At 60.7% G+C, this 23,654-nt stretch carries 23 protein-coding genes and 1 pseudogene; 14 read left to right on the forward strand and 10 right to left on the reverse strand.

Annotated features, from left to right (window positions below):
• The first annotated feature begins 346 nt into the window (after nt 1–346).
• From ACWHXD_RS05725 to ACWHXD_RS05740, 4 genes are all read left to right on the forward strand, one after another.
• Nucleotides 347–592, forward strand: a complete 246-nt coding sequence (locus ACWHXD_RS05725) for a DUF6124 family protein (protein ID WP_138761353.1) — start codon at nt 347–349, stop codon at nt 590–592.
• 151 nt (nt 593–743) lie between these two features.
• A complete protein-coding gene (gene relB / locus ACWHXD_RS05730; protein ID WP_138761354.1) occupies nt 744–932 on the forward strand; it encodes a type II toxin-antitoxin system RelB family antitoxin in 189 nt (62 codons plus the stop codon).
• On the forward strand, nt 922–1,191 hold the full coding sequence (locus ACWHXD_RS05735) for a type II toxin-antitoxin system RelE/ParE family toxin (protein WP_138761355.1): 270 nt from the start codon (nt 922–924) through the stop codon (nt 1,189–1,191). The genes relB and ACWHXD_RS05735 overlap by 11 nt, the downstream gene beginning before the upstream one ends.
• Nucleotides 1,192–1,361: 170 nt before the next feature.
• Complete coding sequence (locus ACWHXD_RS05740) at nt 1,362–1,850, forward strand: phosphate-starvation-inducible protein PsiE (RefSeq protein WP_014717052.1); 489 nt, start codon at nt 1,362–1,364, stop codon at nt 1,848–1,850.
• Here ACWHXD_RS05740 and ACWHXD_RS05745 read toward each other — a convergent pair.
• From ACWHXD_RS05745 to ACWHXD_RS05755, 3 genes are all read right to left on the reverse strand, one after another.
• Nucleotides 1,847–2,164, reverse strand: coding sequence for a DUF3509 domain-containing protein (locus ACWHXD_RS05745; protein ID WP_078466754.1), 318 nt, complete (start codon nt 2,162–2,164; stop codon nt 1,847–1,849). The genes ACWHXD_RS05740 and ACWHXD_RS05745 overlap by 4 nt on opposite strands.
• Nucleotides 2,165–2,441: 277 nt before the next feature.
• Nucleotides 2,442–3,731, reverse strand: a complete 1,290-nt coding sequence (locus ACWHXD_RS05750; protein WP_089041336.1) for a serine/threonine transporter — start codon at nt 3,729–3,731, stop codon at nt 2,442–2,444.
• Between the two features lie 61 nt (nt 3,732–3,792).
• Nucleotides 3,793–5,169 carry an L-serine ammonia-lyase gene (locus tag ACWHXD_RS05755; RefSeq protein WP_032893429.1) on the reverse strand — a complete coding sequence of 459 codons (1,377 nt, stop codon included), beginning with the start codon at nt 5,167–5,169 and terminating at the stop codon, nt 3,793–3,795.
• Nucleotides 5,170–5,306: 137 nt separating this feature from the next.
• Between ACWHXD_RS05755 and ACWHXD_RS05760 the strand changes: the two genes are divergently transcribed.
• Both ACWHXD_RS05760 and ACWHXD_RS05765 read left to right on the forward strand, forming a co-directional pair.
• Nucleotides 5,307–6,254 (forward strand): LysR substrate-binding domain-containing protein, encoded by a 948-nt coding sequence (locus tag ACWHXD_RS05760; protein ID WP_032893426.1) that lies wholly within the window; start codon nt 5,307–5,309, stop codon nt 6,252–6,254.
• 213 nt (nt 6,255–6,467) lie between these two features.
• Complete coding sequence (locus tag ACWHXD_RS05765; protein WP_003188815.1) at nt 6,468–6,878, forward strand: HPF/RaiA family ribosome-associated protein; 411 nt, start codon at nt 6,468–6,470, stop codon at nt 6,876–6,878.
• 56 nt (nt 6,879–6,934) lie between these two features.
• On the opposite strand, the gene ACWHXD_RS05770 is transcribed toward ACWHXD_RS05765, so the two are convergent.
• On the reverse strand, nt 6,935–8,446 hold the full coding sequence (locus tag ACWHXD_RS05770) for an MFS transporter (protein WP_138761356.1): 1,512 nt from the start codon (nt 8,444–8,446) through the stop codon (nt 6,935–6,937).
• A 104-nt stretch (nt 8,447–8,550) separates the two neighbouring features.
• Between ACWHXD_RS05770 and ACWHXD_RS05775 the strand changes: the two genes are divergently transcribed.
• Complete coding sequence (locus ACWHXD_RS05775; protein ID WP_032893424.1) at nt 8,551–9,423, forward strand: LysR family transcriptional regulator; 873 nt, start codon at nt 8,551–8,553, stop codon at nt 9,421–9,423.
• Nucleotides 9,424–9,555: 132 nt separating this feature from the next.
• Here ACWHXD_RS05775 and fecA read toward each other — a convergent pair whose 3' ends face one another.
• The 3 genes from fecA to ACWHXD_RS05790 all read right to left on the reverse strand — a co-directional run bounded on the left by fecA (nt 9,556) and on the right by ACWHXD_RS05790 (nt 13,523).
• Entirely contained in the window at nt 9,556–11,892 is a 2,337-nt protein-coding gene (gene fecA / locus ACWHXD_RS05780) for a TonB-dependent Fe(3+) dicitrate receptor FecA (RefSeq protein WP_138761357.1), read from the reverse strand.
• A 204-nt stretch (nt 11,893–12,096) separates the two neighbouring features.
• Nucleotides 12,097–13,038: a FecR domain-containing protein gene (locus ACWHXD_RS05785; RefSeq protein ID WP_138761358.1), complete on the reverse strand. Its 942-nt coding sequence runs from the start codon at nt 13,036–13,038 to the stop codon at nt 12,097–12,099.
• Nucleotides 13,035–13,523, reverse strand: coding sequence for a sigma-70 family RNA polymerase sigma factor (locus ACWHXD_RS05790; RefSeq protein WP_138761359.1), 489 nt, complete (start codon nt 13,521–13,523; stop codon nt 13,035–13,037). The genes ACWHXD_RS05785 and ACWHXD_RS05790 overlap by 4 nt, the downstream gene beginning before the upstream one ends.
• Before the next feature lie 171 nt (nt 13,524–13,694).
• Here ACWHXD_RS05790 and ACWHXD_RS05795 point away from each other — a divergent pair, with 171 nt between their 5' ends.
• From ACWHXD_RS05795 to ACWHXD_RS05820, 6 genes and pseudogenes are all read left to right on the forward strand, one after another.
• Nucleotides 13,695–13,997, forward strand: coding sequence for a DUF3649 domain-containing protein (locus ACWHXD_RS05795; protein WP_056789881.1), 303 nt, complete (start codon nt 13,695–13,697; stop codon nt 13,995–13,997).
• Entirely contained in the window at nt 13,994–15,568 is a 1,575-nt protein-coding gene (locus ACWHXD_RS05800; protein WP_138761360.1) for a PepSY-associated TM helix domain-containing protein, read from the forward strand. Before ACWHXD_RS05795 ends, ACWHXD_RS05800 begins: the two co-directional genes overlap by 4 nt.
• Complete coding sequence (locus ACWHXD_RS05805; protein WP_138761361.1) at nt 15,568–15,894, forward strand: DUF3325 domain-containing protein; 327 nt, start codon at nt 15,568–15,570, stop codon at nt 15,892–15,894. The genes ACWHXD_RS05800 and ACWHXD_RS05805 overlap by 1 nt, the downstream gene beginning before the upstream one ends.
• A 10-nt stretch (nt 15,895–15,904) precedes the next feature.
• Nucleotides 15,905–16,483 (forward strand): RNA polymerase sigma factor, encoded by a 579-nt coding sequence (locus ACWHXD_RS05810; RefSeq protein WP_032897601.1) that lies wholly within the window; start codon nt 15,905–15,907, stop codon nt 16,481–16,483.
• The gene (locus tag ACWHXD_RS05815; RefSeq protein ID WP_138761362.1) at nt 16,480–17,457 is read left to right on the forward strand and encodes a FecR family protein; all 978 of its coding nucleotides are present in this window, start codon (nt 16,480–16,482) and stop codon (nt 17,455–17,457) included. Before ACWHXD_RS05810 ends, ACWHXD_RS05815 begins: the two co-directional genes overlap by 4 nt.
• Before the next feature lie 154 nt (nt 17,458–17,611).
• Nucleotides 17,612–19,847 (forward strand): annotated as a pseudogene (locus ACWHXD_RS05820) (TonB-dependent receptor domain-containing protein).
• Nucleotides 19,848–20,467: 620 nt separating this feature from the next.
• Here ACWHXD_RS05820 and ACWHXD_RS05825 read toward each other — a convergent pair.
• Together ACWHXD_RS05825 and yejK are read right to left on the reverse strand one after the other, a co-directional pair.
• Nucleotides 20,468–20,818 carry a glutaredoxin family protein gene (locus ACWHXD_RS05825; protein ID WP_069558070.1) on the reverse strand — a complete coding sequence of 117 codons (351 nt, stop codon included), beginning with the start codon at nt 20,816–20,818 and terminating at the stop codon, nt 20,468–20,470.
• Nucleotides 20,818–21,822 carry a nucleoid-associated protein YejK gene (gene yejK / locus ACWHXD_RS05830; RefSeq protein ID WP_032893412.1) on the reverse strand — a complete coding sequence of 335 codons (1,005 nt, stop codon included), beginning with the start codon at nt 21,820–21,822 and terminating at the stop codon, nt 20,818–20,820. The genes ACWHXD_RS05825 and yejK overlap by 1 nt, the downstream gene beginning before the upstream one ends.
• A gap of 397 nt (nt 21,823–22,219) precedes the next feature.
• Here yejK and ACWHXD_RS05835 point away from each other — a divergent pair, with 397 nt between their 5' ends.
• On the forward strand, nt 22,220–22,501 hold the full coding sequence (locus ACWHXD_RS05835) for an HU family DNA-binding protein (protein WP_003188840.1): 282 nt from the start codon (nt 22,220–22,222) through the stop codon (nt 22,499–22,501).
• A 78-nt stretch (nt 22,502–22,579) separates the two neighbouring features.
• Here the strand turns inward: ACWHXD_RS05835 and rlmF are convergent, their stop codons facing one another.
• Nucleotides 22,580–23,596, reverse strand: coding sequence for a 23S rRNA (adenine(1618)-N(6))-methyltransferase RlmF (gene rlmF, locus ACWHXD_RS05840; RefSeq protein WP_047712663.1), 1,017 nt, complete (start codon nt 23,594–23,596; stop codon nt 22,580–22,582).
• Nucleotides 23,597–23,654: the final 58 nt, after the last annotated feature.

The raw sequence follows: 23,654 nt of genomic DNA on the forward strand, positions 1-23,654 counted from the left end.
AAACGTTGGGGTTTGGATAGTAGGTTTTTAATGTAGTTGGGAAATGGGGGTTTGCTACACCGGAAATTTCTGACAACTTGCCGGGGTTGCGCTGGAATTGTCCGGTGGCTTACCTTCCTTGTGCGCTGCATTTGCAGCGAGCGGGCTTGGCGGCCCACCAAGGAAGCGCAACGACCCCCTATGAGATTGCTGGGTTTTTACACGGCACTCTTGTTTTTATGGCGGGTTGCGCATGGACCCTTCGGGGTGCCGGGTTGTTCCTTACCGGTCCGCCAACCTTGTGCAATCCGTCACCCAATCTGCTTGGCGGCAGACGGTGATGGTTTCTTAACTAAGGAACTAGGCCATGAAAAAACACACACCCAGCCCCCCGTCTACCGAGTCAGTGCTATTCAGTGTCACACCTGAAGCTGATACAGAAACCTTGCTGGCAAACGCCAGCGAAACCTTGAACAGCGCCCGTGAGATGGCCAGTACTCTGGCATTCGACCTTGATGGTCCACAGCGAAGCTTGGTCCTGGCGATTCATCAACTGATTGAAATGGGCGGTCTGCTGGTCGATCGAGCGCTGGAGCAAATTGCACCAGCTTGATGCCATGACCTGATCGTTCCCACGCCTGTGGGGACGGTCTAAAAAGTGAATGGTGAACACGGATTTTTTCTGTTACTCACTTCATCGCCGGGAGCACGACAGCGAAAACGCTAGCGACTAGACTCCTTTTACATCAACAACGGAGGTTTTTATGGACAATTCCTTTTCCTCGGGTACACAAGCAGATACCGAAGAGCAGGCTGACAGCTACGACCGCTGGTTTCGCGCCAGAGTGCAAGCCGCTCTTGATGACCCAAGTCCAGGCATACCTCACGACGAGGTGATGGCCGAAATGCAAGCGCTGATCGAATCTAAACTCAAGAAAGGCGATGCTGATTGAATGGCTGCCCGCAGCGCGGGTAGAACTCCGGCAAATTATTGAGTACCTCAGTCATCGTAATCCTGTAGCAGCGCTTGAGCTTAAGCGATCAATCGAAGCTTCAGTGCTTGCCCTCTCGCGCAGACCCCATCTTTACCGCCCAGGCAGAATCGGCGGAACACGAGAGATGGTGGTACATCCGAATTATCTGGTTGTATACAAAGTGACAGACAACATTCGGATTCTCTCGGTTTTACACGCACGCCAGCAATATCCTTGAAATTTTCGTTTTTCGGATGAGCAAAAGATCTACTCTGCTCATCCTCCTGCGTGCCTCATGCTACCTAGCCATCATCTCATGCCTGCCCCCTTGGCCTTTTTTCTGCATGCAGAACAACCGTCACGTCCACCCCGCATTATCCGGTCGAGCCGACCTAAGGAAGCATCATCGTGAAAATCAACTGGGCCGAAAGGCTGCGTCAGCAAGTACATGGGCTGGCCGAGTCGCTGGGTAATCTGTTTGTCGAGTCGTTCCATTACCTGGCGCTGTTCGCCATTGGTGCGGTGACCGCCTGGGCGGCGGTGATGGAGTTCCTGGGGATGCTGGAGAACGGGCACATCAAGATCGATGACATCTTGCTGCTGTTCATCTACCTGGAATTGGGCGCGATGGTCGGGATTTACTTCAAGACCAACCACATGCCGGTGCGCTTTTTGATCTACGTGGCGATCACCGCGCTCACGCGTTTGCTGATCTCCAACGTGTCCCATCACAACCCGCCAGACCTGGGCATCATCTACCTGTGCGGCGGGATTCTGCTGTTGGCGTTCGCGATCCTGGTGGTGCGCTACGCCTCGTCGGCCTTCCCTTCGGTAAAGGTCGAAAGCCCGCGTCGCAAGGGCGAGGCGAGCCTGGAGACCGAGAAGGGCGAGCTTTAAAGCCCGACGCTGAAGGGCAGGGTACGGGCGGGCGGTCGCTGCAGGAGTTTGTGGCTGTCGCCGTCCGTCATCAGCTCCAGGATTTGCACGGCGCTGTGGCCCTGTTCGATGGCGATGCCGAACTGGATGCTTTGCACCAGACGCTTGAGGCGTTGCGGGTCGTTGCGTTGTTCGGCGCTGATCATGCGCTTGGCCACTACACCGGTCTCGTCAGAGAGGGTGAGCATGATGCTGCCGTCCAGCCGTTGGATACTCAGGTTGACGCGGTATTGGGGGCTGAACGTGTCGGTGATGATCTGAAAAGGATTGTCCATGGTGCGTTACCGCCTGATAAGAACATGCAGTCATTGACGGCCGGTGTCGGGATTAGTTCGCATTGCCTGACCACCGGCCAAATTCCGTTTTCCTCAAAAACTCTACAGCAAGGGCCGTGCCGTACAGCGATTTACCCGGCACAGAAATCCAAATGTGGGAGCGGGCTTGCCCGCGAAGGCGGTGTATCAGCCAACAAATACTTGGCTGAAGCACTGCATTCGCGAGCAAGCCCGCTCCCACATTATTTTTGGTTGTTTTTGAGATCAGTGAGCTAATTCAGGGCATCACGGAAAAAACGATCGCAGACAGCGCAATCAGCCCGATGACCACCACAAATACATTCGATGCCTGGCCTGAGTACTGGCGCAAAGATGGCACTCGGCGGATCGCGTACATCGGCATCAGGAACAGCAGGCACGCGATGATCGGCCCGCCCATGGTTTCGATCATGCCCAGGATGCTCGGGTTGAAGGTGGCCACGGCCCAGCAGGTCAGCACCATGAACAACGCGGTGCAACGCTCCAGCCATTTGGACGACATCGAGCGGTTGCGCCCACGCAGGGATTTGACGATCAGGCCCTGGAAGCCTTCGCTGGCGCCGATGTAGTGGCCCAGGAAGGATTTGGTGATCGCCACCAGCGCGATCAACGGTGCGGCGTAGGCGATCACCGGCGTCTGGAAGTGGTTGGCCAGGTACGACAGGATCGAGATGTTCTGCGCCTTGGCCGCGGCCAGGTCAGCCGGTGACAGCGCCAGCACGCAGCTGAAGCAGAAGAACATCACGGTCAGCACCATCATGCCGTGGGCGGTGGCCAGGATGCCGCTGCTTTTGCGCTCGGCCTGGGCGCCGTAGACGCGCTTTTGGTCCACGGCAAAGGCGGAGATGATCGGTGAATGGTTGAACGAGAACACCATCACCGGGATCGCCAGCCACAACGTCTTGAAGAACAGCGGCAGCGGCATGCCCTCGCTGGCCGAGGCGAAGAACGCGCCGTTCCAGTTGGGGATCAGGCTGAATGCAAGCAGTAGCAGGGCGGCCACGAAGGGGTACACCAGCACGCTCATGGCCTTGACGATCACGCCCTGGCCGCAACGCACAATAGCCATCAGGCCGAGGATCAGCACCAGCGACAGAATCGCCCGGGGCGGCGGCGCCATGTGCAATTGGTGCTCCATGAAACTGCCCAGGGTGTTGGTCAGCGCCACGCTGTACACCAGCAGGATCGGGAAGATCGCAAAGAAGTAGAGCAGGGTGATCAGCTTGCCGGCGCCGACACCAAAGTGTTCCTCGACCACTTCGGTGATGTCGCCGGATTTGCCTGACAACACAAAACGCGTCAGCCCACGGTGGGCGAAGAAGGTCATCGGGAAGGCCAGCAGTGCCAGCACGATCAGCGGCCAGAAACCGCCGACGCCGGCATTGATCGGCAGGAACAGGGTGCCCGCGCCGATGGCGGTGCCATAGAGGCCGAGCATCCAGGTGGTGTCGTGTTTGGTCCAGCCGGTGGTTACTGTGTTTTCTCTGACATCGGGATTTTCGGCAGCAGGTGTACGTACATCAGTCATCGGTATTGCCTCGTTATTATTTTTGCGCGGGCTCACGTTGGGGCGGGTAGCAGTGCTCCGATCAGCACTCCACCCAGCTGACCGCCAGGCCGCCCCGTGAAGTTTCTTTGTATTTGTCATGCATATCGGCGCCGGTATCGCGCATGGTGCGGATCACCCGGTCGAGGGAGATGAAGTGCTTGCCGTCACCGCGCAGGGCCATCTGCGTGGCGTTGATCGCCTTGACCGCCGCGATGGCATTGCGCTCGATGCAGGGCACCTGCACCAGGCCGCCAACCGGGTCGCAGGTCAAGCCGAGGTTGTGTTCCAGGCCGATTTCGGCGGCGTTTTCCAGTTGTTCCGGGGTGGCGCCGAGGATATCGGCCAGGCCGGCAGCGGCCATGGCGCAGGCCGAGCCTACTTCGCCCTGGCAGCCGACTTCGGCGCCGGAGATGGAGGCGTTTTTCTTGCAGAGGATGCCGACGGCGGCAGCGGCGAGGAAGAAGTTGACCACGTCGTCGTCCGACGCGTCGGCGTTGAACTTCATGTAGTAGTGCAGCACGGCGGGGATGATCCCGGCCGCGCCATTGGTCGGCGCGGTGACCATGCGCCCGCCGGCGGCGTTTTCTTCGTTGACGGCGAGGGCGAACAGATTGACCCACTCCATGGCCGACAAGGTCGAGGTGATCACGTTGGGCTTGCCGATTTCCAGCAGGCTGCGGTGCAATTTCGCGGCGCGACGCGGCACATCCAGGCCGCCGGGCAGGATGCCTTCATCGCGCAGGCCCTGTTCCACGCATTCGCGCATCACCGACCAGATATGCAGCAGGCCGCTGCGGATTTCTTCGTCGCTGCGCCACGCCCGTTCATTGGCCATCATCAGTTCGGATACCCGCAGGCCGTGCTTGTTGCACAAGGCCAGCAGTTCCACGGCGCTGGAAAAATCATAGGGCAATTGCACATCGCTGGTAGGCGCAACGCCTGATGCGGCTTCAGCGGCTTCGATGATGAAACCACCGCCCACCGAGTAATAGGTTTGTTCGCTCAGCAGGCCGCTGTCGCCATAGGCATGCAGGGACATGGCGTTGGGGTGGTAAGGCAGGCTTTCGTCCAACAGCAACAGGTCGGTGTGCCAGTTGAAGGCAATGTCCTGTTGGCCGGCCAGCAACAGCCGGCCGGACTCGCGCAATTGCTGGATACGCCCGTTGATCGAGGTGGGGTCGACGCGGTCTGGCCATTCGCCCATCAAGCCCATGACACAGGCACGGTCGGTGGCATGGCCGACGCCGGTAGCGGACAGCGAGCCATACAGGCGCACTTCGACGCGACGGGTTTGGCTGAGCACATGCTGGTCGGTCAGGGCTTGGGCGAACGTCGCGGCAGCGCGCATCGGGCCGACGGTGTGGGAGCTGGAAGGACCGATGCCCACCTTGAATAGATCGAAAACACTGATAGCCATGCTAAAGCCTTACAAGCAATGGAGTAGAAATCGCTGCCATGTTTTGTAGAGCAGGCGGAATTGGCGCGATACTGAGCCTCTGGCTCGGCACTGACCAACGAATTATCCTAAGACACCCTTTAGCAGGACTAAACGCTATGACCCGCCCCCTCCACGGCCAGACCTATGTCTGGTTGCACGTGTTTTCCTGCGCTGCACGGCATCTGTCGTTCACCCGCTGCGCCGAAGAACTGCACATCACGCCGGGAGCGGTGAGCCAGCAAATTCGCCAGTTGGAGGAGCGCCTCGGCTTTCGGCTGTTTCATCGGCGCGCGCGGGGGGTGGAACTCAGCGCCGAGGGGCAGCGCCTGGCGGCCGTGGTGGGGGAGGCTTACGGCAGCATTGATGCAGAGTTGCAGCGCCTGGACGCCGGGATGATCAGCGGTACCTTGCGCCTGCGTTCGATCCCCTCGTTTCTGGGCAAGTGGCTGACCCCGCGTCTGCCGCGCTTTCAGCAACGTTTTCCGGACATTCAACTGCGCATGGTCGCCGAAGACAGCAGCATCGCCCTGCATGAAGGCGACTTCGACCTGGCCATCGACCTCAACGACGGCAGCTACCCGGGGTTGTTATCCACAGCCCTGTTGGATGAACAGATATTCCCGGTGTGCGCCCCCAGCCTGTTGCGTGGCCGCCCGCCCTTGCACGGCCCGGCGGACCTGGCCCATTTCCCGCTGCTGCACGACATCACGGCCTGGCGTGGGAGTTATGAATATGCCGAGTGGGAGTTTTACCTCAATGCCATCGGTTATCACGGTGCCGACGTACGGCGCGGGCACACCTTCAACCGCAACCACCTGACCATCGAAGCCGCCATCGCCGGCATGGGCGTGGCGATTGCCCGGCGCACCTTGCTCAACGATGAACTGGAGCGCGGCACCTTGATCGTGCCGTTCGGCCTGGCGGTGCCCAACCATAAACGCTACGTGCTGCTGTATGCGCCGGGCGCGTTGAACCATCCGGGCGTGCGCGCGGTGCATGACTGGCTGGTGGAGGAAGCGGGGATTTTTCGCGGATTGCACCCGTTGGGAGAGGGGCAATTGTGAGTTTCGCAGAGGGTAAGAAGATGTAACTAACTCCCCACCCTAACAGCGTTTTTGCTCGTCGTCAGGGTTAATTTGTAATGTAGGATTTATCTTTGCAAAGGACTTGAATTGTTTCAGCAGGTGCTCAATTGTGTAATCAAGAGGTCATGGTTTCACCACCCCGGTGTTGCAGTTTGTGACCTCTGGCGAGCTAGCTGAAATAAGGGAAGAACTATGCAAATCCAAGTCAATAGCGATAACCATATTGAAAGCAGCATCCGACTGGAGGAGTGGGTACGTACTACCATTGAGAGCACGCTCGAACGCTACGAAGAAGACCTGACCCGTGTAGAGGTCTACCTGCGGGACGAGAACGGCGACAAGCCCGGCCCCCACGATTTGAGTTGCCGTCTGGAAGCACGGCCAAAGGGCCATCAACCAGTTTCCGTGTGCCATAAAGCCGATACGCTGGAACAGGCGATCGATGGCGCCGCAGTCAAGCTCGACCACGCACTGGAACATCTGTTTGGCAAACTGCAAGGCAAGCCGCGCGCTGCCGGTAAAAACCAGCCAATCAACAAAGTGAACGAAGACGCGTTGGAAGAGGAATTCCTGGAAAACGAAAACGCTGCCATTAACGGCTGATTGTTTTTTCATTCCCCCACTGAAAACGGGCCTGCATTTGCAGGCCCGTTTTTCGTTCAGCGCTCGCGCCGGAAGAAATGCCGGCTCAACAGCGCCAACCCGCTAGCGCCCAAGCCCGCAAACAGCATGGCCCAGCCGGCGCCGCTGCGTAGCGCTGTTTGCGCATCATGAACGGTCAGCCCCGGCGCATCCAACTTGCCGGCGGCAATATGCTGGCTGAGGCTTGCCCACTCCAACGTCGTGCTGGCAGGCAGCACATGGGCCAGGTGATGGCTGATTCCCAACAACAGCACCAGGCCCATCAGCGCGATATTGAGCGCGAGGGTGATCAGCCGTGCGCTGAAGTCGATGCCCGAGGCCATGCCGGCGCGGTCAGCCGAGACTGAACCGGTGGTGGTATTGGTGGTGGGGGAGTTCGTCAGCCCCAGTCCTATGCCTGCTATCACGCAACTGAGCAGCACCAGCGCGATGCTGGGTTGTTCGGCAACATTGACGATGGCCATTGCCACGAATCCCGCGCCCATCGTGCCCAGGCCCAGGGGGATGATGCGTTCGGCGCCAAAACGCAGGGCCAGGCGTTCGGCCAGCGGTGGCACCAGCAAAGTGGGCAAGGTGTACGCGAGCAAGGCGGCGCCGGTGATCAGCGTGTCGTAACCCAGGCCCGCCTGGAAATACAATGGCAGGTAGATCATGAACGGCCAGAAGCTGAAGTTCATGCCGATCGAGCCCATCAACGCGCCGTTGAAACGTTGGATGCGCAATACCGAGAAGTCAAACATCGGGTGGGCACTGCGCCGCTCAATCCAGATAAACAGCAGCAGCCCGAAGACCGACAGGCCAGCCCAGCCGAGCATCGCCGAGGTGCCAAAGCCGATTTCGCTGCCCTGGGTGATGAAATAGACCAGCGCAAACACCGTGAGTGTCATGGTCAGCATGCCGGCGATGTCGAGGCGATGGCTGGCCGGGTCGCGGGATTCCTGCACGCTGATGTGCAACAACGCCAAGGTGAACAGGGTCAGCGGCACGTGCACCAGGAACACCCAGCGCCAGTCCGCCACGGCCAGGATCAACGCCCCCACCATCGGCCCGAAACCCAGGCCCACGCCAGCGATCACGCCCCATATCGCAAAGGCCCGCGCACGCGCCGCCGGTTCGCGGAACTGGTGGGACAAGATCGCGAACTGGCAAATCATCATTGCTCCGGCGCCGATACCTTGAACAAACCGCGCCACGATCAGCGTGGCGGCGCTGTCGGCCAGCCCACAGGCCAATGAAGCTAGCCCGAACAGCCATAGGCACACCACCAATACACGCCGACGACCAAAGCGATCCGCCAAGGTGCCCGCCGCCATCAGTACGCTGGTACAGGCCAGGGTGTAGGCATTCATGATCCATTGGGCGTCTTGAAAACCCGTGCCCAGTTCCTGCTCCAGCGTCGGCAGGATCACCGGCACGCTGGAGATTTCCAGGCCGAACATCAGGGCCACCAGGCAGACAGCGGTGAGGGCCATGCCGTTCCTGGCGGTACGCGGGGGAGTGAGGGCCGAGAGTGCGGCGGCGCGGGGCATACGACATTCCTTTCGAGAGCGGGAGGGGCTATTCTCTCGGGAATAAGGTTCTTTATTGGCGACAACTTTTCCATTGATAAGGGAATAAAGGGCGACAATTAAGCATGGCTACCCCACGTTTTGATGGCGTCGAACTCTTTTTGCAGATTGTCGAAAGCGGCAATCTCACCGAAGCCGCCGAACGCCTGAACCTCACGCGCTCGGCGGTGGGCAAGGGCCTGGCGCGGCTGGAAGCGCGCTTGGGCACTTGCCTGTTACAGCGCTCCACTCGGCGCCAGCGGTTGACCGAGGACGGGCAGGCGTACTACGAGCATTGCCTGCGCGCATTGGCGGAGCTGGAGGCGGCCGAGTCGGTGTTGGAAAGCGGCCGTCAGCAACCCCGCGGGCGTTTGCGAGTGAGCGTACCCCTGGCGTTTGGTCATCACTATGCCGCGCCAGCGTTGTGGGCCCTGATGGACAGCTATCCGGAACTGGAAATCGACCTTTGTTTTTCCGACCGCATGATCGATCTAGTGCAGGAGGGCTTCGATATTGCCGTGCGCATCGGGCCGTTGCCCGACACCGACCGCCTGAGTGCACGGCGCTTGGGAGAGCAGGCCATGGGGCTGGCGGCGTCACCGGCGTATTTGCAGCGCAAGGGCGCCATTGAAAGTATCGAAGACCTGGCCGTTCATCGTGGCATTGCTTACCGCAGCAACACCGCGCAGTGTTCGCGCCTGGCTTCGCCCTTGATCGTGGACGACCTCCAGGCCGTGGCCGATGCCGCCATCGCGGGCGTGGGCCTGGCCTGGTTGCCGAGTTGGTTGATTGCCCACTATGCGCTACGTGGGCAGTTGCAGGCCGTGCTGCCCAGCTACCGTGAGCAACCTGCGCCGATCCATGTGATCTGGCCGACGGCGGCGCATATGCCGGCCAAGACGCGGTGTGCCATTGACGCGTTGGTGGCCGCTACCCCCAGTTGCCTGGCGGGCAGTTAGATCCTGAACACACTGAAAACCATCTGTAGGAGCGAGCTTGCTCGCGAAAAACATCAACGATAACGCGTGTTTGCTGAATGAACGCGGCGCCTGTGAGTTTTTCGCGAGCAAGCTCGCTCCTACAAAATGCGGTCAGAACGCGATAGAAGTTTGCACATACACCGTGCGCGGCTCACCCACGTACTTGCCCTTGTTATTGTCATCAAACGAGCGGGTGTAGTACTGCTTGTTGAAGATGTTCTTCACCCCCACCGCCACATTCAAATCCGACAACTGCGGGCCGAAGTCATAGGCTGCGCGGCTGCTGAACAGCATGTAGCCGGGGATGCGGCCATTTGCACCGTCGGCACTTTCGGCCTGGGTGTTGGCGTTGTCGGCGAACTGGCTGCTCTGGTAGCTGCTGTCCACATTCAGCTTCCATGGGCCTTCGGTGTAACCCACGCCGAGGGTACCTTTGTGCTTGGAGGAGAAGGGCACGCGGTTGCCTTTGTTCGGGCCGTCTTCGCGGATGGTCGCGTCGACATAGGCGTAGGTGGCGTACACATCAAACCCTGCCAGCGCCGGGGTCAGGCCGTCGAGGGCGTAGTTGATGCTCGACTCGATGCCTTGGTGACGCGTTTCACCCCGGGCGATCACGGTGTCGTTGGTCTGGTTGCTGTCGTACTGGTTGTCGAAGTTGATCAGGAACGCGCCGATTTCCGCGCGCAGGTTGCCGTTGTCATAGCGCGTGCCGAGTTCCCAGGTGCGGGCTTTTTCCGGTTTCACTTCGCCGCTGTTCACGCGGTTGGGCATCTGGCTGTATTGCACGCTGCCGAACGAGCCTTCGGTGTTGGCGTAGAGGTTCCAGTCATCGGTGAGGTGGTAGAGCACGTTCAGCGCCGGGAGTGCGGTGTTGTAGTCGCCCTTGTATTTGACGTTGCTCAGGTTGTTGGTCTGCTGGGACTCGATCATCTCGTAGCGAATGCCTGGGGTGATGGTCCACTTGCCGATGTCGATGCGGTCGTCGATGAAGAACGCATTGGCTTCGGTGCCGCCCCGCGTGTCGCGGTCGTTGCGGCTGTTGGTGGTGGGGATCTGCTGGTTGGCGGCAATCGGCGTGCGGTAGCGCAATTCGTGACCAGCCTCATTGATGTAGCGGTAACCCACGCCGACTTCATGGCTGGTAGGGCCTAGGTCAAAGCCTTGGGCGAAACGGGTTTCCAGGCCGCGTACCCAATATTCCCGTGGCGACAGCGACAGGAAACTGCCTTGGTCCAGGTAACCGCTGCGCAGGGTCTTGGTGAAGAAACTGTTAACCGTGAATTCGCGGCGGTCCTGTTCGTAGCGATAGCCCACATTGAACAGGGTGCGGCGCCCCCAAAACTTGTCGTAAGGGCGAGTGGACTGGTACGGATCGGCCTTGTAGTCCTTGACGTTCAAACCGCCCGGCATGTCGGCCTGGCCTTCGTAGTACTGAGCCATGGCGTTGAAGCTGTTGGCGTCGTCCAGCTGGTATTTGCCCTTGAGGATCAGGTCGTCGATGCGCGTGTTGCTGTTTTCACGCCAGTCGCCACCGCGGGTGCCGGAGTACAGCAGCGCACCGCCCAAGCCATTGTCGGCGGTGCCGCCCGCCAGCAGGTTGCCCGTGGTCTTGAAACCGTCGTGGCTGGAGGAGGGGCTGGTCTCGGTCTGCAAGCCACCCTTGACCGTCGGCGCATCCGGGATGGCACGGGTGACGAAGTTGACGATGCCACCCACGTTCTGCGGGCCGTAGCGCACCGCACCGCCGCCGCGCACCACATCCACCGCGTCCATGTTGCCCATGCTGATCGGCGCAAAGGAAAGTTGTGGCTGGCCGTAAGGCGCGAAGGGCACCGGGATGCCATCCATCAGCACCGTGGAGCGCGACGCCAGGCGGGGGTTGAGCCCGCGAATGCCGAAGTTCAGCGCCATGTCGTGGCTACCGGTGCCGTTGTTGTCCGGGGCGTTGACGCCGGGGATGCGGTTGAGCACATCGCGGGCCTGGGTGGCGCCCTGGCGTTCGAATTCTTCGCGGCGGATCACATCACGGGCGCCGGGGTGCTCGAACACGTTGGTTTGCGCCGCATCACCGAGCCAGTCGCCGACCACGTTGGAGGTCTGCAGCTCCAGGGTCGCAGGGGCGCCGGCCGGTTGCAGGCTATAGGCGTTATCACCCTCGGCGCGGGCTTGCAGGCCGGTGCCTTCCAGCAGTTTCTGCAGGCCTTCGGCTGCGCTGAAGTTGCCGGACAAACCGGGGCTTTGCATACCGGCGGTCACTGCCGAACCGAAGGACACCAGCACACCGGCTTCACGCCCGAATTGATTCAAGGCCGCTTCCAAAGTGGTTGGCGCAATGTGGTACGCCTTGGCATCGGCCGCCATCACCGCCGGCAGTGCGGTCAGGCTGAGGCTGGCACCGAGCAGGAGTTGGCGCAGTGTACGGGCGAGAAGCGTCGGTTGCTGGGGCATGAAGGGCGGTCCTGAGAAGGAAGGATCAAGGGGGCTTTCCTTCTCTGTCACGCCAGGTGCGGAAAACGGCTCACAGTTGCAAAAAATATTTCAAGTTCACTGCCACTGTAGGAGCGAGCTTGCTCGCGAAAATCGTCAACGATAACGCGGGTTGTCCGTTTAACGCGGTAGGTTGGGGGGGCGCGAGCAAGAAAGCGCTATGCATCACGCACGTGCCTGCACGGTCACCCAATAACGGGTAAAGCGCCGCACTTTCACCGGCAGGGTGATCTCCAGCAGGTCGAGGATGCGTTCGCTGTCATCCAATGGGTAACTGCCGGACAGCAGCAGGTTGGCCACTTGTGGATCGCAATGGAGCTGGCCGCGACGATAGCGCCCCAGTTCACTCAAGAAGTCTTCAAGGCGCATATGTGCGGCCACCAGCATGCCGTCGGCCCAGGCGCCGCTGTTGGCGTCGGTGGCGCGCGGGGTGTCCCAGCCTTTGCGGGTGAAATTGACTTGGTGCGCGGCGTCGACGTTCAGCGCCAAGCCGTTGTAGCGGTTGGGCATTACCTCGACCTGGCCGGCCAGCACCGCCAGTTGGGTGTGGTCGTTGAACTGGCGCACATTCAAGCGCGCCGCCTGGCTGCTGAGCAGGCCCTGGCCGGTCAGCACGTGCAACGGCGCCTGGCCTGCGCGGGCGGTGAGCAGGATTTCACCTTCAAGCAGGCGCACCAGGCGCTGTTGGCCATCGAAATGCACATCCACCGCGCTGCCGGTGTTGAGCTGCAACTGGCTGCCGTCGGCCAATTGCACTGTGCGGCGCTGGCCCACCGGGCTGCGATAGTCAGCCGTCAGCGGCGGCAGGATATGTTGCTGGTGCAGGCTCCAGGCAGCGGCTGAACCGGCACCCAGAATCAACAGCAATTTAAGCGCCTGACGCCGGCTGCTGGAGGTGGGCGCGTTCAACGCCGCATGGGCCAGGGGCGAGGGCACGCCGCGTAGGCGTTGGTTGACGCGCTGGATCTGCTCCCACGCGCGTTGGTGTTCGCTGTGGGCATTCAACCATTGCTGCCAGGCCGCCTGCTGGCGTGGGTTGAGCGCGCCTTGCTGCATTTCCAGCAACCAGTGCACGGCTTGTTCGGCGACTTGGCTGGAGACGTTCATAGGGCGAAGTAGCAGCGCATGGCCGCTTTGGTCAGGTGGCGTTTGACGGTGGCGATGGAGATGCCCAGTTGCGCGCCGATTTGCGCGTAGGTCAGGCCGTCGAGTTGGGCCAGCAGGAAGGCGCGTTTGACCTGCTTGGGCAAGCCGTCAAGCAGTTGGTCCAGTTCCAGCAAGGTCTGCAGGATGATTGCGCGGTCTTCTTCCGACGGCGCCACGTGTTCGGGCATCTGCGCCAAGGTCTCGAGGTAGGCGCGTTCCAGGTCCTGACGGCGGTAGAAGTTGAACAGCACACGCTTGGCCACGGTGGTGAGGAAGGCGCGCGGCTCGATCAGCGTTGGCGCTTCCCGGGCACTGAGCACGCGGATAAAGGTGTCTTGCGCCAGGTCGGCGGCGTTGTCCGGGCAGCCGAGCTTGCGTCGCAACCAGCCGGTGAGCCAGTGGTGATGGTCGTTGTACAACACTTCGACGGGATTGGACGGCTGCAACGCGATCACTCCGCAAGCATTCGATATGCTTTAGAGAACAAGAATTGTTCGCATTGTAGGGCCCGTGACCAGGTTCGGCAATCGGCCAAGGCAGGTGATTCATCCGTTCTCTTTTGCATATGAGAATATTTATCATTAATATTGCGCGCTGATGAACCAGGCGCCTGCCGCATGAAAAGTAAAACCTCATTGCCCGCTTCCTACCGCCTCGCTGTCACCTCGCGCGTGCTGGCGGCGGTGATTGGCGGTTACCTGATGGCCTCACTGGCCGCCATTTGCCTGGCGCTGTGGCTGCCCACTACCCGTGCCGATGCGGTGGTCACCGGCATGATGAGTTCCTTTGTGTTCTACCTGCTGGCGGTGCTTTGGTGTTTTGCTTGCCGCACGGCATGGCGCGCCTGGGCAGGGGTGATGGTGCCGAGTGCGCTGTTTGCCACCCTGGCCGGCATTGGTTTCTGGATGGCTCGCACATGAAAGAGGGCTTTCGCCAGGCCATGGCCTGGTTGCACACCTGGGCGGGCTTGATCTTCGGTTGGCTGCTGTTCGCGATTTTCCTGACCGGCACCCTGGCCTATTTCAAAGACGAAATTACCCATTGGATGCAGCCCGAAGTGCAGGCCCATCCCCTGGACGATGGGCGCAGCCTCGCCGTGGCGCAAAATTACCTGCAACAGCAGGCACCCACCGCCGCGCGCTGGTTCATTACCTTGCCAACCCGACGCGACCCCGGCCTATCGGTAATGTGGCAAGACAAGCTCGAGGCCGGCAAGCGCGGCACCTTTATCCAGAAAGTCCTCGACCCCGTCACCGGCCAACCGGTGCAGGCGCGCGAAAGCAAGGGCGGCGAGTTCTTCTATCGTTTCCACTTCCAGCTGCAAATGCCTTACCCGTGGGGCCGCTGGCTGTCGACCATCGCCGCCATGGTGATGTTCGTCGCGCTGATCACCGGCATCATTACCCACAAGAAAATCTTCAAAGACTTCTTCACCTTCCGCCCGCGCAAAGGCCAGCGCTCCTGGCTGGACGGGCACAACGCGGTGGGTGTGCTGGTATTGCCGTTTCACCTGATGATCACCTACAGCAGCCTGGTGATTTTCATGAGCATGGTCATGCCTGCGCCCATCGTGGCGTCCTATGGCGACGACAGCCGGGCGTTCTTCAGCGAGTTGTTCCCCGCTACCGACAATCCGCCGGCCCTCGGCCAGCCGGGCAAACTGCTGCCGTTGATGCCGATGTACCAGCAGGCGCGGGAACAGTGGGCGGGCGGGCATGTGGGGCGCCTGGCGGTCAATAACCCCGGCGACGTCAACGCTTCGGTCAACGTGTCGCGCGCTGGCTCCGACAGCGTGGTGCATGCCTCCGGCAGTACCCTGTCGTTCAACGGCACCACCGGCGAGCTGTTGCGAGGCAGTGCCGAGCCGTCATTGGCGACGGCCATCGGTGGCAGTTTCTACGGTTTGCACATGGGCCATTTCGCCGGCCCGGTACTGCGCTGGCTGTACTTTATCTGCGGCCTGGCGGGCACGGCGATGATCGGCACGGGCTTGGTGATCTGGCTGGGCAAACGCCAGCTCAAACACGCTAAGGCCGCGGTCATGCCCTTTGAACTGCGCCTGGTGGAGGTGCTGAATATTGCCAGCATGTCCGGATTGATGATCGCCATTGCGGCGTTTTTCTGGGCCAACCGCCTGTTGCCGGTAAGCTTCGCTGCGCGTTCCGACTGGGAAGTGCAGGCGTTCTTTATCGCCTGGGGCCTGAGCCTGTTGCACGCCTTGCTGCGGCGCGGTCGCCAGGGTTGGGTTGAGCAACTGAGCCTCGGCGCGCTGTTGTTTGCCGCCATTCCACTGCTTAACGCCATCACCACCTCGCACCACTTGGGCGTCTCCGTGCCAAGCGGCGACTGGGCCATGGCCGGCTTCGACCTCACCTGCCTGGCCAGCGGCATGTTCCTGGCGTGGGCGGCGTGGAAGATGCACCACCGCACCGCGCCGCAACCCAAGGCTGAACGTGCCCGCGGGTTGGCACTCAAGCAGCAGGCCCACTGATGCTCCTCGCGCTATTGATGTGCTACGCCGGGTTTACCGCGCTGTGTTTGTCCACCGACCGTCACCACGGCGAATTGCTGCACAGCAAACCCACGCCCACGCGGCGTCTGGGGCTGCGGGTGGGCGGCTGGTTGCTGCTGGCCGTGTCGATCTGGCCGGCGGTGCTTGGCGCCGGTTGGGGCCAGGGCCTGGTGGAGTGGTGCGCGGTGTTGATGCTCAGCGCCTTGCTGCTGGTGTTGCTGCTGCCGTATCGGCCAAGGCTGGCCTTGATCCTGGCGGGCCTCGGCCTGTTGGCCAGCCCTGTTGCGGCGTTCGCCCTATCTTGAGCCGGCCATGATCAGGATCAACCCACCGCCCAATCCCCAGGATAATCCGCACGCGGAGGCGGCCGGTGGGCGCGCGCACTTTTTGCAGGTGTTTTTGTCCCAGCGTTCGCAAATGGAGGCGTTGGTCAGCCGCCGTGTCGGGTGCCGCGCCACGGCAGCCGACTTGGTGCAGGATTTGTTCCTGCGCTTCTGGCGTCGCCCGCTGGTGCAGGTCGAAGAGCTGAGCACCTACCTGCTGCGCTGCGCTGGCAACATCGCCATCGACCACCTGCGCAGCGAAGGCGCACGGGCACGCAGCAGTGAAGGCTGGCTGCCCGAGCAGTCAGACAATCAAGGCTGCGAACCCCAGGCGGCGCTGGAGGCGGGCAATGATCTGCGCCATGTGGAAGCTGCCTTGCGCAGCTTGCCCGAGCGCACCCGCCAGATTTTCCTGCTTAACCGCATCCACGGCCGCAAGTACGCCGAAATCGCCAAGGCCATGGGCCTGTCCCAAAGTGCCGTGGAAAAACATATGATGCGCGCCCTCGAAGCCTGCAAGGCCAGCCTTCGCGAACCCTCGCCGCCACGCACGCCAGGGAAAGCCCCGTGAACGTCACGCCCACGCCCGCCCAGGAGCAGGCCGCGCTCGACTGGTTGTGCCTGCTGCATGACCAGCCCAGCAGCGGCGACCAGGCCACGTTCAGCCGCTGGTTACGCGCAGATCCCGCACACGTGGAGGCCTACTCCCAAGCCCAGGTGCTCTGGGAGTTAAGCGAAGTGCCAGCGCGCCAACTGGCCGACGAGGACGCACTCGCCTTGCAGGGCTACCTCAATACGATCAACGCCTCCAAACGCTCCCGGGTAGCGCGTTGGTCCGGTGCCTTGGCCGTCGCCGCCTGCCTGCTGCTGATGGTATCGATGGGCGCCGGTTGGCAGCCGTCACGCTGGGTCGATGAGTGGGGCGCCGATTATGTAACGGCGCCAGGGCAGGTGAAGACCTTCACCCTGGCCGATCAATCCAAGGTCACCCTCGACGCCGACAGCGCCATTGCGGTGGATTTCAGCCAGGGCGAACGGCACATCCAACTGCGCCGTGGTGCAGGTTTTTTCAGCGTGACCCACACCGGCGACCCCTTCGTGGTGGAGGCGAGCGGCGGTGAAACGCGGGTACTGGGAACGCAGTTTGAAGTGCGCCTGCAACCTGACGGCGCCGAGGTCACTGTGCTGTCCGGCCGTGTCGGCGTGACGCCCTCCAAACAGGGCCAGCAACAGGTGCTGACCGCGGGCCAGCAAGTGGCCTACGCCCATGGCATTGCCGCTCCTTTGCATGGCGTCGACAGCGCCTCACACCTTGCCTGGCGCGAGGGTTGGCTCACCTACTACAAGGCACCCCTGGCCGAGGTGGTCGAGGACCTGCGGCGTTATTACCCCGGCCGCATTCTTTTGCTTAACGAAGACATGGCCGCCAAACGCGTCAGCGGCAGCTTTCCGAGCCAGGACCCAGTCGCGGTCTTGAACGCCTTGCAAGCGGTGCTGGGCTTTGAACAGCACACCCTCTTAGGTCGCATGATTGTGCTGCGCTAGGCCCGCAGCGCCTTCATCGAACCTTCATCGCAATCACCAAAACCTGTCACCAAACGGTTACACGTGCCGTGGATCATCCCTGGTTCCTGAACAAGTGGTCAGGAAGCTCGCATCTGCCCCATACAACACAACAATGTCAGTAAGGGATCTACACGTGAACGACAACACTCTTTATGCCCTGCTTCTGGCATCGGGCCTGGGCGGCTTTGCGCCGCTGGTTTTGGCCGATGATGCCCAGGATGTCGGCTCGGTGAACATCGCCGGCAAGCAAACCCTTGGCAGCGGCCACATGATTCTCGAAGAAAGCGCCAAGGCGCGCTCGACGGTGACCAAGCAAGCCATGGACGAAATGTCGGCCACCGCCAACGCCATCGACAAGCTCAAGTACACGCCGGGCATCAACGTTTCCAGCGATGACGCCAGCGGCACCAGTGGCACCAGCTTCACCATGCGCGGCATGAGTTCCGACCAGGTCGGCGTCTCGGTGGACGGCGTGCCGATCAACGACTCGGGCAACTACAGTGTGTACTCCAACCAGTTGGGCGACCCGGAAAACCTGGCCGAAGTGTTCGCCACCCAAGGTTCCTCCGAGGCCGACGGCCCGCACATCGGCTCCAGCGGCGGCAACATCGGCATGATCACCATTCGCCCGACCAAGGACGCCGGGGTGTTCGCCAAACAGATCGTGGGTGCCAACGCCCTGCGCAAGACCTTCGTGCGAGCGAACACCGGTGATCTGGGTGGCCTGCTGGGTATCGGCGTCGCACCTGGAGGGTGACAAGTGGCGCGGCAAGGGCACTCTGCGCAGTGACAAAATCGAGTGGAGCAGCCTGTTTGAAGGGGATAACGGCAACTCCACACTGGCCACGATCAAGTACAACAAGCAGGAAAACTACAACTACAACAGCCTGAGCAAAGCGCAGTTCGACACCGAAGGGCGGCGCAAGGATTACGCGCAAAGCCCGGTGTATAAGGCCGGTTTGCTGTCGGCGTCCTACAAGCTCAACCGCAACCCGTTCGAAAGCGTCAACGCCACGCTGACCCAGCGCTGGCAACTGCAGGACAACTTGTCGCTGACACTCACGCCGTACTACTACTGGGCCAACGGTGGCAGCTTCAGCGGCCAGACGGCTTCCAACCTGGGGCCAAAGTCCGACAAGGCCGGCAATTACGACCTGAGTAACCTGCAATCGGCCAACTATTACCGCCCTTCGTGGACCGAAACCTGGCGCCCCGGCTTTACGGCGAAAATGAAATGGGACATCAACGAAGAACACAGCCTGGACTACGGCTATTGGTATGAACGCGCACGCCAGCGTCAGACTCAGCCGTTTATCGGCATCAACAACGAAGGTGCCCCCGACGATGTGTGGGGCGATTACAACAGCGGCGGCCAGGTGGTCGACAAAAACGGCGCTACGGTCCAGGGCCGCCACTACTACACCGTCACCCCGGCGCAGAAACTCTGGGTACAGGACAACTGGCAAGCCACACCGGACCTGAGTTTTGTTGGCGGCGTGGCCTACCAATATGTCGAGCGTGACGGCAACAACCTCGGCAGCCTGTACGACACGCCGGAAAAACGTAACACCCGTTACCACCAGTTCCTGCCCAACTTCAGCGCCAAGTACCAGGTCGATGAAAGCAACCAGGCGTTCTACAACGTCACCCGCAATATGCGCACGCCACCCAACTACGTGCTGTACAACAAGGGCGACTCCGTGAGCCTCAAGTCCGAGCTGAGCTGGAACCAGGAGCTGGGCTGGCGCTACACCGCAGACGACATGGCGTTGAGCGCGACCCTGTTCTACATCAGCTTCAAGGATCGCCAGGTCTCGACCACCGATGCCAGCGGTGACTACATGGTGCTCAACGTCGGCACTGTCGATAACAAAGGCCTGGAATTGGAATGGAGCGGCCTGTTGCCGCACAACTTCAACTACTACGCGTCCTATACCTACACCCAGTCCGAGCAGAAGGACGACTTGCTCAGCAAAAACGTCCTGTTGCCGACCTCGGGCAAGCAATTGGCCAACGTGCCGGAAAACATGTTCAACCTGGTGCTCGGGTATGACGACTCGCGGTTCTACGGCAACATTGCAGGCAAGTATGTCGGCAGCTTCTACGGCGATTTGACCAACAAGGAGAAGATCGAGGGCCGCACGGTGTTCGACCTGAACGCGGGTATTTATTTACCGGTGGATAAGAAGGTCATCAAGTCGGCCGCGCTGCGGTTTTCGATGCTCAACGTGTTCGACAAGGAGTACTTGAGCTCGGCGCGTACCGTGGCGTTCAACTCGGCCCCGGTCAACGGGTTGGGAGCGAGCACGGCGTATTACAACGTGGGTGAAGAGCGTACGGCGATGGTGTCGCTGGAGGCCAACTTTTAAGCCCACCCCAAAGCCCCAATGTGTAGCGCTGACTTGTGTGGGAGCTGGCTTGCCTGCGATAGCCATAGGTATCTACACAATTTTGTAGGTTGCAGCAGCCAACGGTAACCACGATGCGAAGCGAGCCGCTCTTGATCTTGATCTGCTTTTGATCTCAAGCGCCCCGTCAAACCACGCTGGCCGGAATTCGACAGGGATTTGGGGGGTAAACCGGCAGGGATGCCGGTTTAGCCGCCCCGCGCCATGGATGGCGCGTGGCGGCGGCCCCCCAAATCACTGGCGGATTACGGGCACACCGAGCCTAGGCGAGGTGCCGAGTGGTGGGGCAAGAGCGTTTTGCTTACTTTTGCGCTTTTCAAAAGTGAGCCGCCGTCAGGGCGGAACCCTAAGTGGCCGTTACCGCAGGAATGGATATGTACTCGGTATAGCTGTGTCGGCTGGAAGGCCGTCATCGCAGGCAAGCCAGCTCCCACATTTGGATCCTGGGGTGTCAGGTAGAGATGCGTCGGCTGTCAGGCCGTCACGGGAGCAAGCTCCCTCGCCACAGGTCCAGCGTCGCCCCAAAGTTGTGTAGATACCTATGGCCATCGCAGGCAAGCCAGCTCCCACATTTGATTGTGTTACTTCAATGCGGCCATGATCGCTTCAGGGTTGTAGTCGCGAATCAAGGTGCCGTTCACATCCACAAACGGAATCCCACCACCGCCCAGCGCCTCATACGCCTTGCGCGCCTGGGCATCCTTCTCGATATCGACGGCCTGGTACGGGATACCCTTCTGGTCCAGAAAACGCCGGATCTGCTTGCAGTACCCACACCACTCGGTGGCATAGAGCACCACCCGCGCAGAGGCGCGTACCTGCTCCGGTGCCACCTGGGACGGGTTGAACAGCCGCTCAACCTTGCCCCAGTTCTGGATCGCAACCACCACCAGCAACACCAGCAGGACTTTCTTGAGCACCCCGCCCAGCATCAGTTACGGCGCTTGAGCTGGTCGGTCAGTTGGGTCGGCAGGCCTTTGATGATCAAGGTGCCGGCAGCTTCGTCGTACTCAATCTTGTCGCCCAGCAGGTGCGCTTCAAAGCTGATGGACAAGCCCTCGGCGCGCCCGGTGAAGCGGCGGAACTGGTTAAGGGTGCGTTTATCGGCCGGAATCTCCGGCGACAGCCCGTAATCCTTGTTGCGGATGTGGTCGTAGAAGGCTTTTGGCCGGTCTTCATCAATCAGCCCGGAGAGCTCTTCCAGGCCCATGGGTTCGCCGAGCTTGGCCTGGCTGCTGGCGTAGTCCACCAGGGTCTTGGTTTTCTCGCGGGCGGACTCGTCGGGCAGGTCTTCGCTTTCTACGAAGTCACTGAACGCCTTGAGCAGGGTGCGGGTTTCGCCCGGGCCGTCGACGCCTTCCTGGCAGCCGATAAAGTCGCGGAAATACTCCGAGACCTTCTTGCCGTTCTTGCCTTTGATGAAGGAGATGTACTGCTTGGACTGCTTGTTGTTCTGCCACTCGGAGACGTTGATACGCGCCGCCAGGTGCAACTGGCCCAGGTCCAGGTGGCGCGAGGGCGTCACGTCCAGCTCGTCGGTCACCGCCACGCCTTCGCTGTGGTGCAGCAGGGCGATGGCCAGGTAGTCGGTCATGCCTTGCTGGTAGTGGGCAAACAGCACGTGGCCGCCGGTGGAGAGGTTGGATTCCTCCATCAGCTTTTGCAGGTGCTCAACCGCCGTGCGGCTGAAGGTGGTGAAGTCCTGGCCACCGTCAAAGTAGTCCTTCAACCAGCCACTGAACGGGTGCGCGCCGGACTCGGCATGGAAGAAACCCCAGGCCTTGCCTTGTTTGGCGTTGTAGCTCTCGTTGAGGTCGGCAAGCATGTTCTCGATGGCGGCGGACTCGGCCAGTTCCGTGTCGCGGGCGTGAAGAACTGCGGGTGTGCCGTCGGGTTTTTTGTCGATCAGGTGGACGATGCAATGACGGATCGGCATAGGCTTCTCGGCTGGTTGAAGGGGGAGCGGTTGGCCTCCCCGAAAAGTCGCCCAGTGTACCGCACCCATTGGTCAAGACGTGCCTCGAACGGCATTTTGCACGCCCTCCGACTGGCCATATGCCTTTTTTTCACGGTTTAGAGCGATAAAGCTGACCAAATGGGTATGTTGAGGCGGATATTTCCCCGTCTCTGTGCTAGTTTTGCCCCGTCTTACGCCACGTCTCGGCGTTAAGCGTGCATTCAGCATTTGTCAGGTCGAACCAATCCCCGTTTCAAGCATCTATAACCCCGATCTCCGTGGTTATGGCCGGGGATGCCAGGCCATGACGGTCGGGCTCGACGGCTGACACTGCACTCTGCAATCCATATGAATTTGATAGGGAAGGAACACCACAATGGCTATTACTAAAGACCAACTGATCGCTGACCTGGCTGAAGCAGTAGACGCACCGAAAACTACCGTGCGTGCTCTGCTGGACCAACTGAGCCAAGTTGTTGCTGATCAGCTGGAAAATGGCGGCGAAATCACTCTGCCAGGCGTTGGCAAACTGAAAGTGACCGAGCGTCCTGCCCGTACTGGCCGTAACCCTTCGACTGGCGCTGCCATCGAAATCGCTGCCAAGAAAGTTATCAAGCTGGTTGTGGCTAAAGGCCTGACCGACGCTGTTAACAAGTAAGACGCAGCAAAAAAAACCGTGCTTCGGAGTGATCCGGGCACGGTTTTTTATTGCCTGCGATTTTATTGTGTGGCGGGCTTATCGAACCCAGCGCTGGCGCCAGATCTGCTGCTCGTTCTTGGTCTGGAACGTCCAGGCCACAAAGCGGCTCTGCTTTTGCCCCTGGGACATCTCCACCACCTGGCTTTCCAGCACGCCGGCTTTTTTCAGCGCCGTTTCGATCGCCGGCAGGTTGGAGGCTTTGGACACCAGAGTGCTGAACCACAGCACTTTATGCGCAAAGTGCGCGCTTTCGGCGATCAACTGCGTCACAAACCGCGCCTCGCCGCCTTCACACCACAGTTCGGCCGATTGACCACCAAAGTTAAGCACCGGCAATTTGCGTTTCGGGTCGGCCTTGCCCAGGGCGCGCCACTTGCGCTCGCTACCTTTGGTGGCTTCGTCCATGGACGCATGGAAGGGCGGGTTGCACATCGTAAGGTCAAAGCGCTCACCCGGCTCCAGCAGGCCCAACAGGATCTGCTTGGGGTTGGGTTGCTGGCGCAGTTGGATGACCTTGCTCAGGTCGTTGGATTGCACGATGGCCTTGGCGGCGGACACGGCGATCGGGTCGACCTCCGAGCCGAGGAAGTTCCAGCGGTACTCCATATAGCCAATCAGCGGATACACGCAGTTGGCGCCCATGCCGATGTCCAGCACCTTGACGATCGAGCCCCGCGGGATCTTGCCGTCGTTGACGCTGGCGAGCAGGTCGGCGAGGAAATGCACGTAGTCAGCACGCCCCGGCACCGGCGGGCACAGGTAATCGGCCGGGATATCCCAATGCTGGATGCCATAGAACGACTTGAGCAACGCCCGGTTGAACACCCGCACCGCATCCGGGCTGGCGAAGTCGATGCTCTCTTTGCCGTAGGGATTGATGATCACGAATTTGGCCAATTCAGGCGTGGTCTTGATCAGCGCCGGGAAGTCGTAACGGCCCGTGTGGCGGTTGCGCGGGTGCAGGGTGGCCTCTTTGCGCGGCGCGACGGGTTTGGCCGTGGCGGCGGTTTTAGGCTTCTTGCGCGGTGGTTTGGGCGTAGTGGGGGCGGTCATGATGATTCTGGTGTTGGCTCAAAGTGGTGGGCATTGTCACACATTCTTGAACACAACT

It is taken from the genome of Pseudomonas fjordensis, assembly GCF_976987115.1.

Coding starts and splice junctions, on each gene's coding strand:
- ACWHXD_RS05775 (WP_032893424.1), top strand. CDS start 8,551: ATGGCTACCCCACGTTTTGATGGCGTCGAACTCTTTTTGCAGATTGTC.
- ACWHXD_RS05765 (WP_003188815.1), top strand. CDS start 6,468: ATGCAAATCCAAGTCAATAGCGATAACCATATTGAAAGCAGCATCCGA.
- fecA (WP_138761357.1), bottom strand. CDS start 11,892: ATGCCCCAGCAACCGACGCTTCTCGCCCGTACACTGCGCCAACTCCTG.
- ACWHXD_RS05795 (WP_056789881.1), top strand. CDS start 13,695: ATGAAAAGTAAAACCTCATTGCCCGCTTCCTACCGCCTCGCTGTCACC.
- yejK (WP_032893412.1), bottom strand. CDS start 21,822: ATGCCGATCCGTCATTGCATCGTCCACCTGATCGACAAAAAACCCGAC.
- ACWHXD_RS05760 (WP_032893426.1), top strand. CDS start 5,307: ATGACCCGCCCCCTCCACGGCCAGACCTATGTCTGGTTGCACGTGTTT.
- ACWHXD_RS05745 (WP_078466754.1), bottom strand. CDS start 2,164: ATGGACAATCCTTTTCAGATCATCACCGACACGTTCAGCCCCCAATAC.
- rlmF (WP_047712663.1), bottom strand. CDS start 23,596: ATGACCGCCCCCACTACGCCCAAACCACCGCGCAAGAAGCCTAAAACC.
- ACWHXD_RS05755 (WP_032893429.1), bottom strand. CDS start 5,169: ATGGCTATCAGTGTTTTCGATCTATTCAAGGTGGGCATCGGTCCTTCC.
- ACWHXD_RS05725 (WP_138761353.1), top strand. CDS start 347: ATGAAAAAACACACACCCAGCCCCCCGTCTACCGAGTCAGTGCTATTC.
- ACWHXD_RS05835 (WP_003188840.1), top strand. CDS start 22,220: ATGGCTATTACTAAAGACCAACTGATCGCTGACCTGGCTGAAGCAGTA.
- ACWHXD_RS05770 (WP_138761356.1), bottom strand. CDS start 8,446: ATGCCCCGCGCCGCCGCACTCTCGGCCCTCACTCCCCCGCGTACCGCC.
- ACWHXD_RS05785 (WP_138761358.1), bottom strand. CDS start 13,038: ATGAACGTCTCCAGCCAAGTCGCCGAACAAGCCGTGCACTGGTTGCTG.
- ACWHXD_RS05825 (WP_069558070.1), bottom strand. CDS start 20,818: ATGCTGGGCGGGGTGCTCAAGAAAGTCCTGCTGGTGTTGCTGGTGGTG.
- relB (WP_138761354.1), top strand. CDS start 744: ATGGACAATTCCTTTTCCTCGGGTACACAAGCAGATACCGAAGAGCAG.
- ACWHXD_RS05735 (WP_138761355.1), top strand. CDS start 922: ATGCTGATTGAATGGCTGCCCGCAGCGCGGGTAGAACTCCGGCAAATT.
- ACWHXD_RS05750 (WP_089041336.1), bottom strand. CDS start 3,731: ATGACTGATGTACGTACACCTGCTGCCGAAAATCCCGATGTCAGAGAA.
- ACWHXD_RS05805 (WP_138761361.1), top strand. CDS start 15,568: ATGCTCCTCGCGCTATTGATGTGCTACGCCGGGTTTACCGCGCTGTGT.
- ACWHXD_RS05800 (WP_138761360.1), top strand. CDS start 13,994: ATGAAAGAGGGCTTTCGCCAGGCCATGGCCTGGTTGCACACCTGGGCG.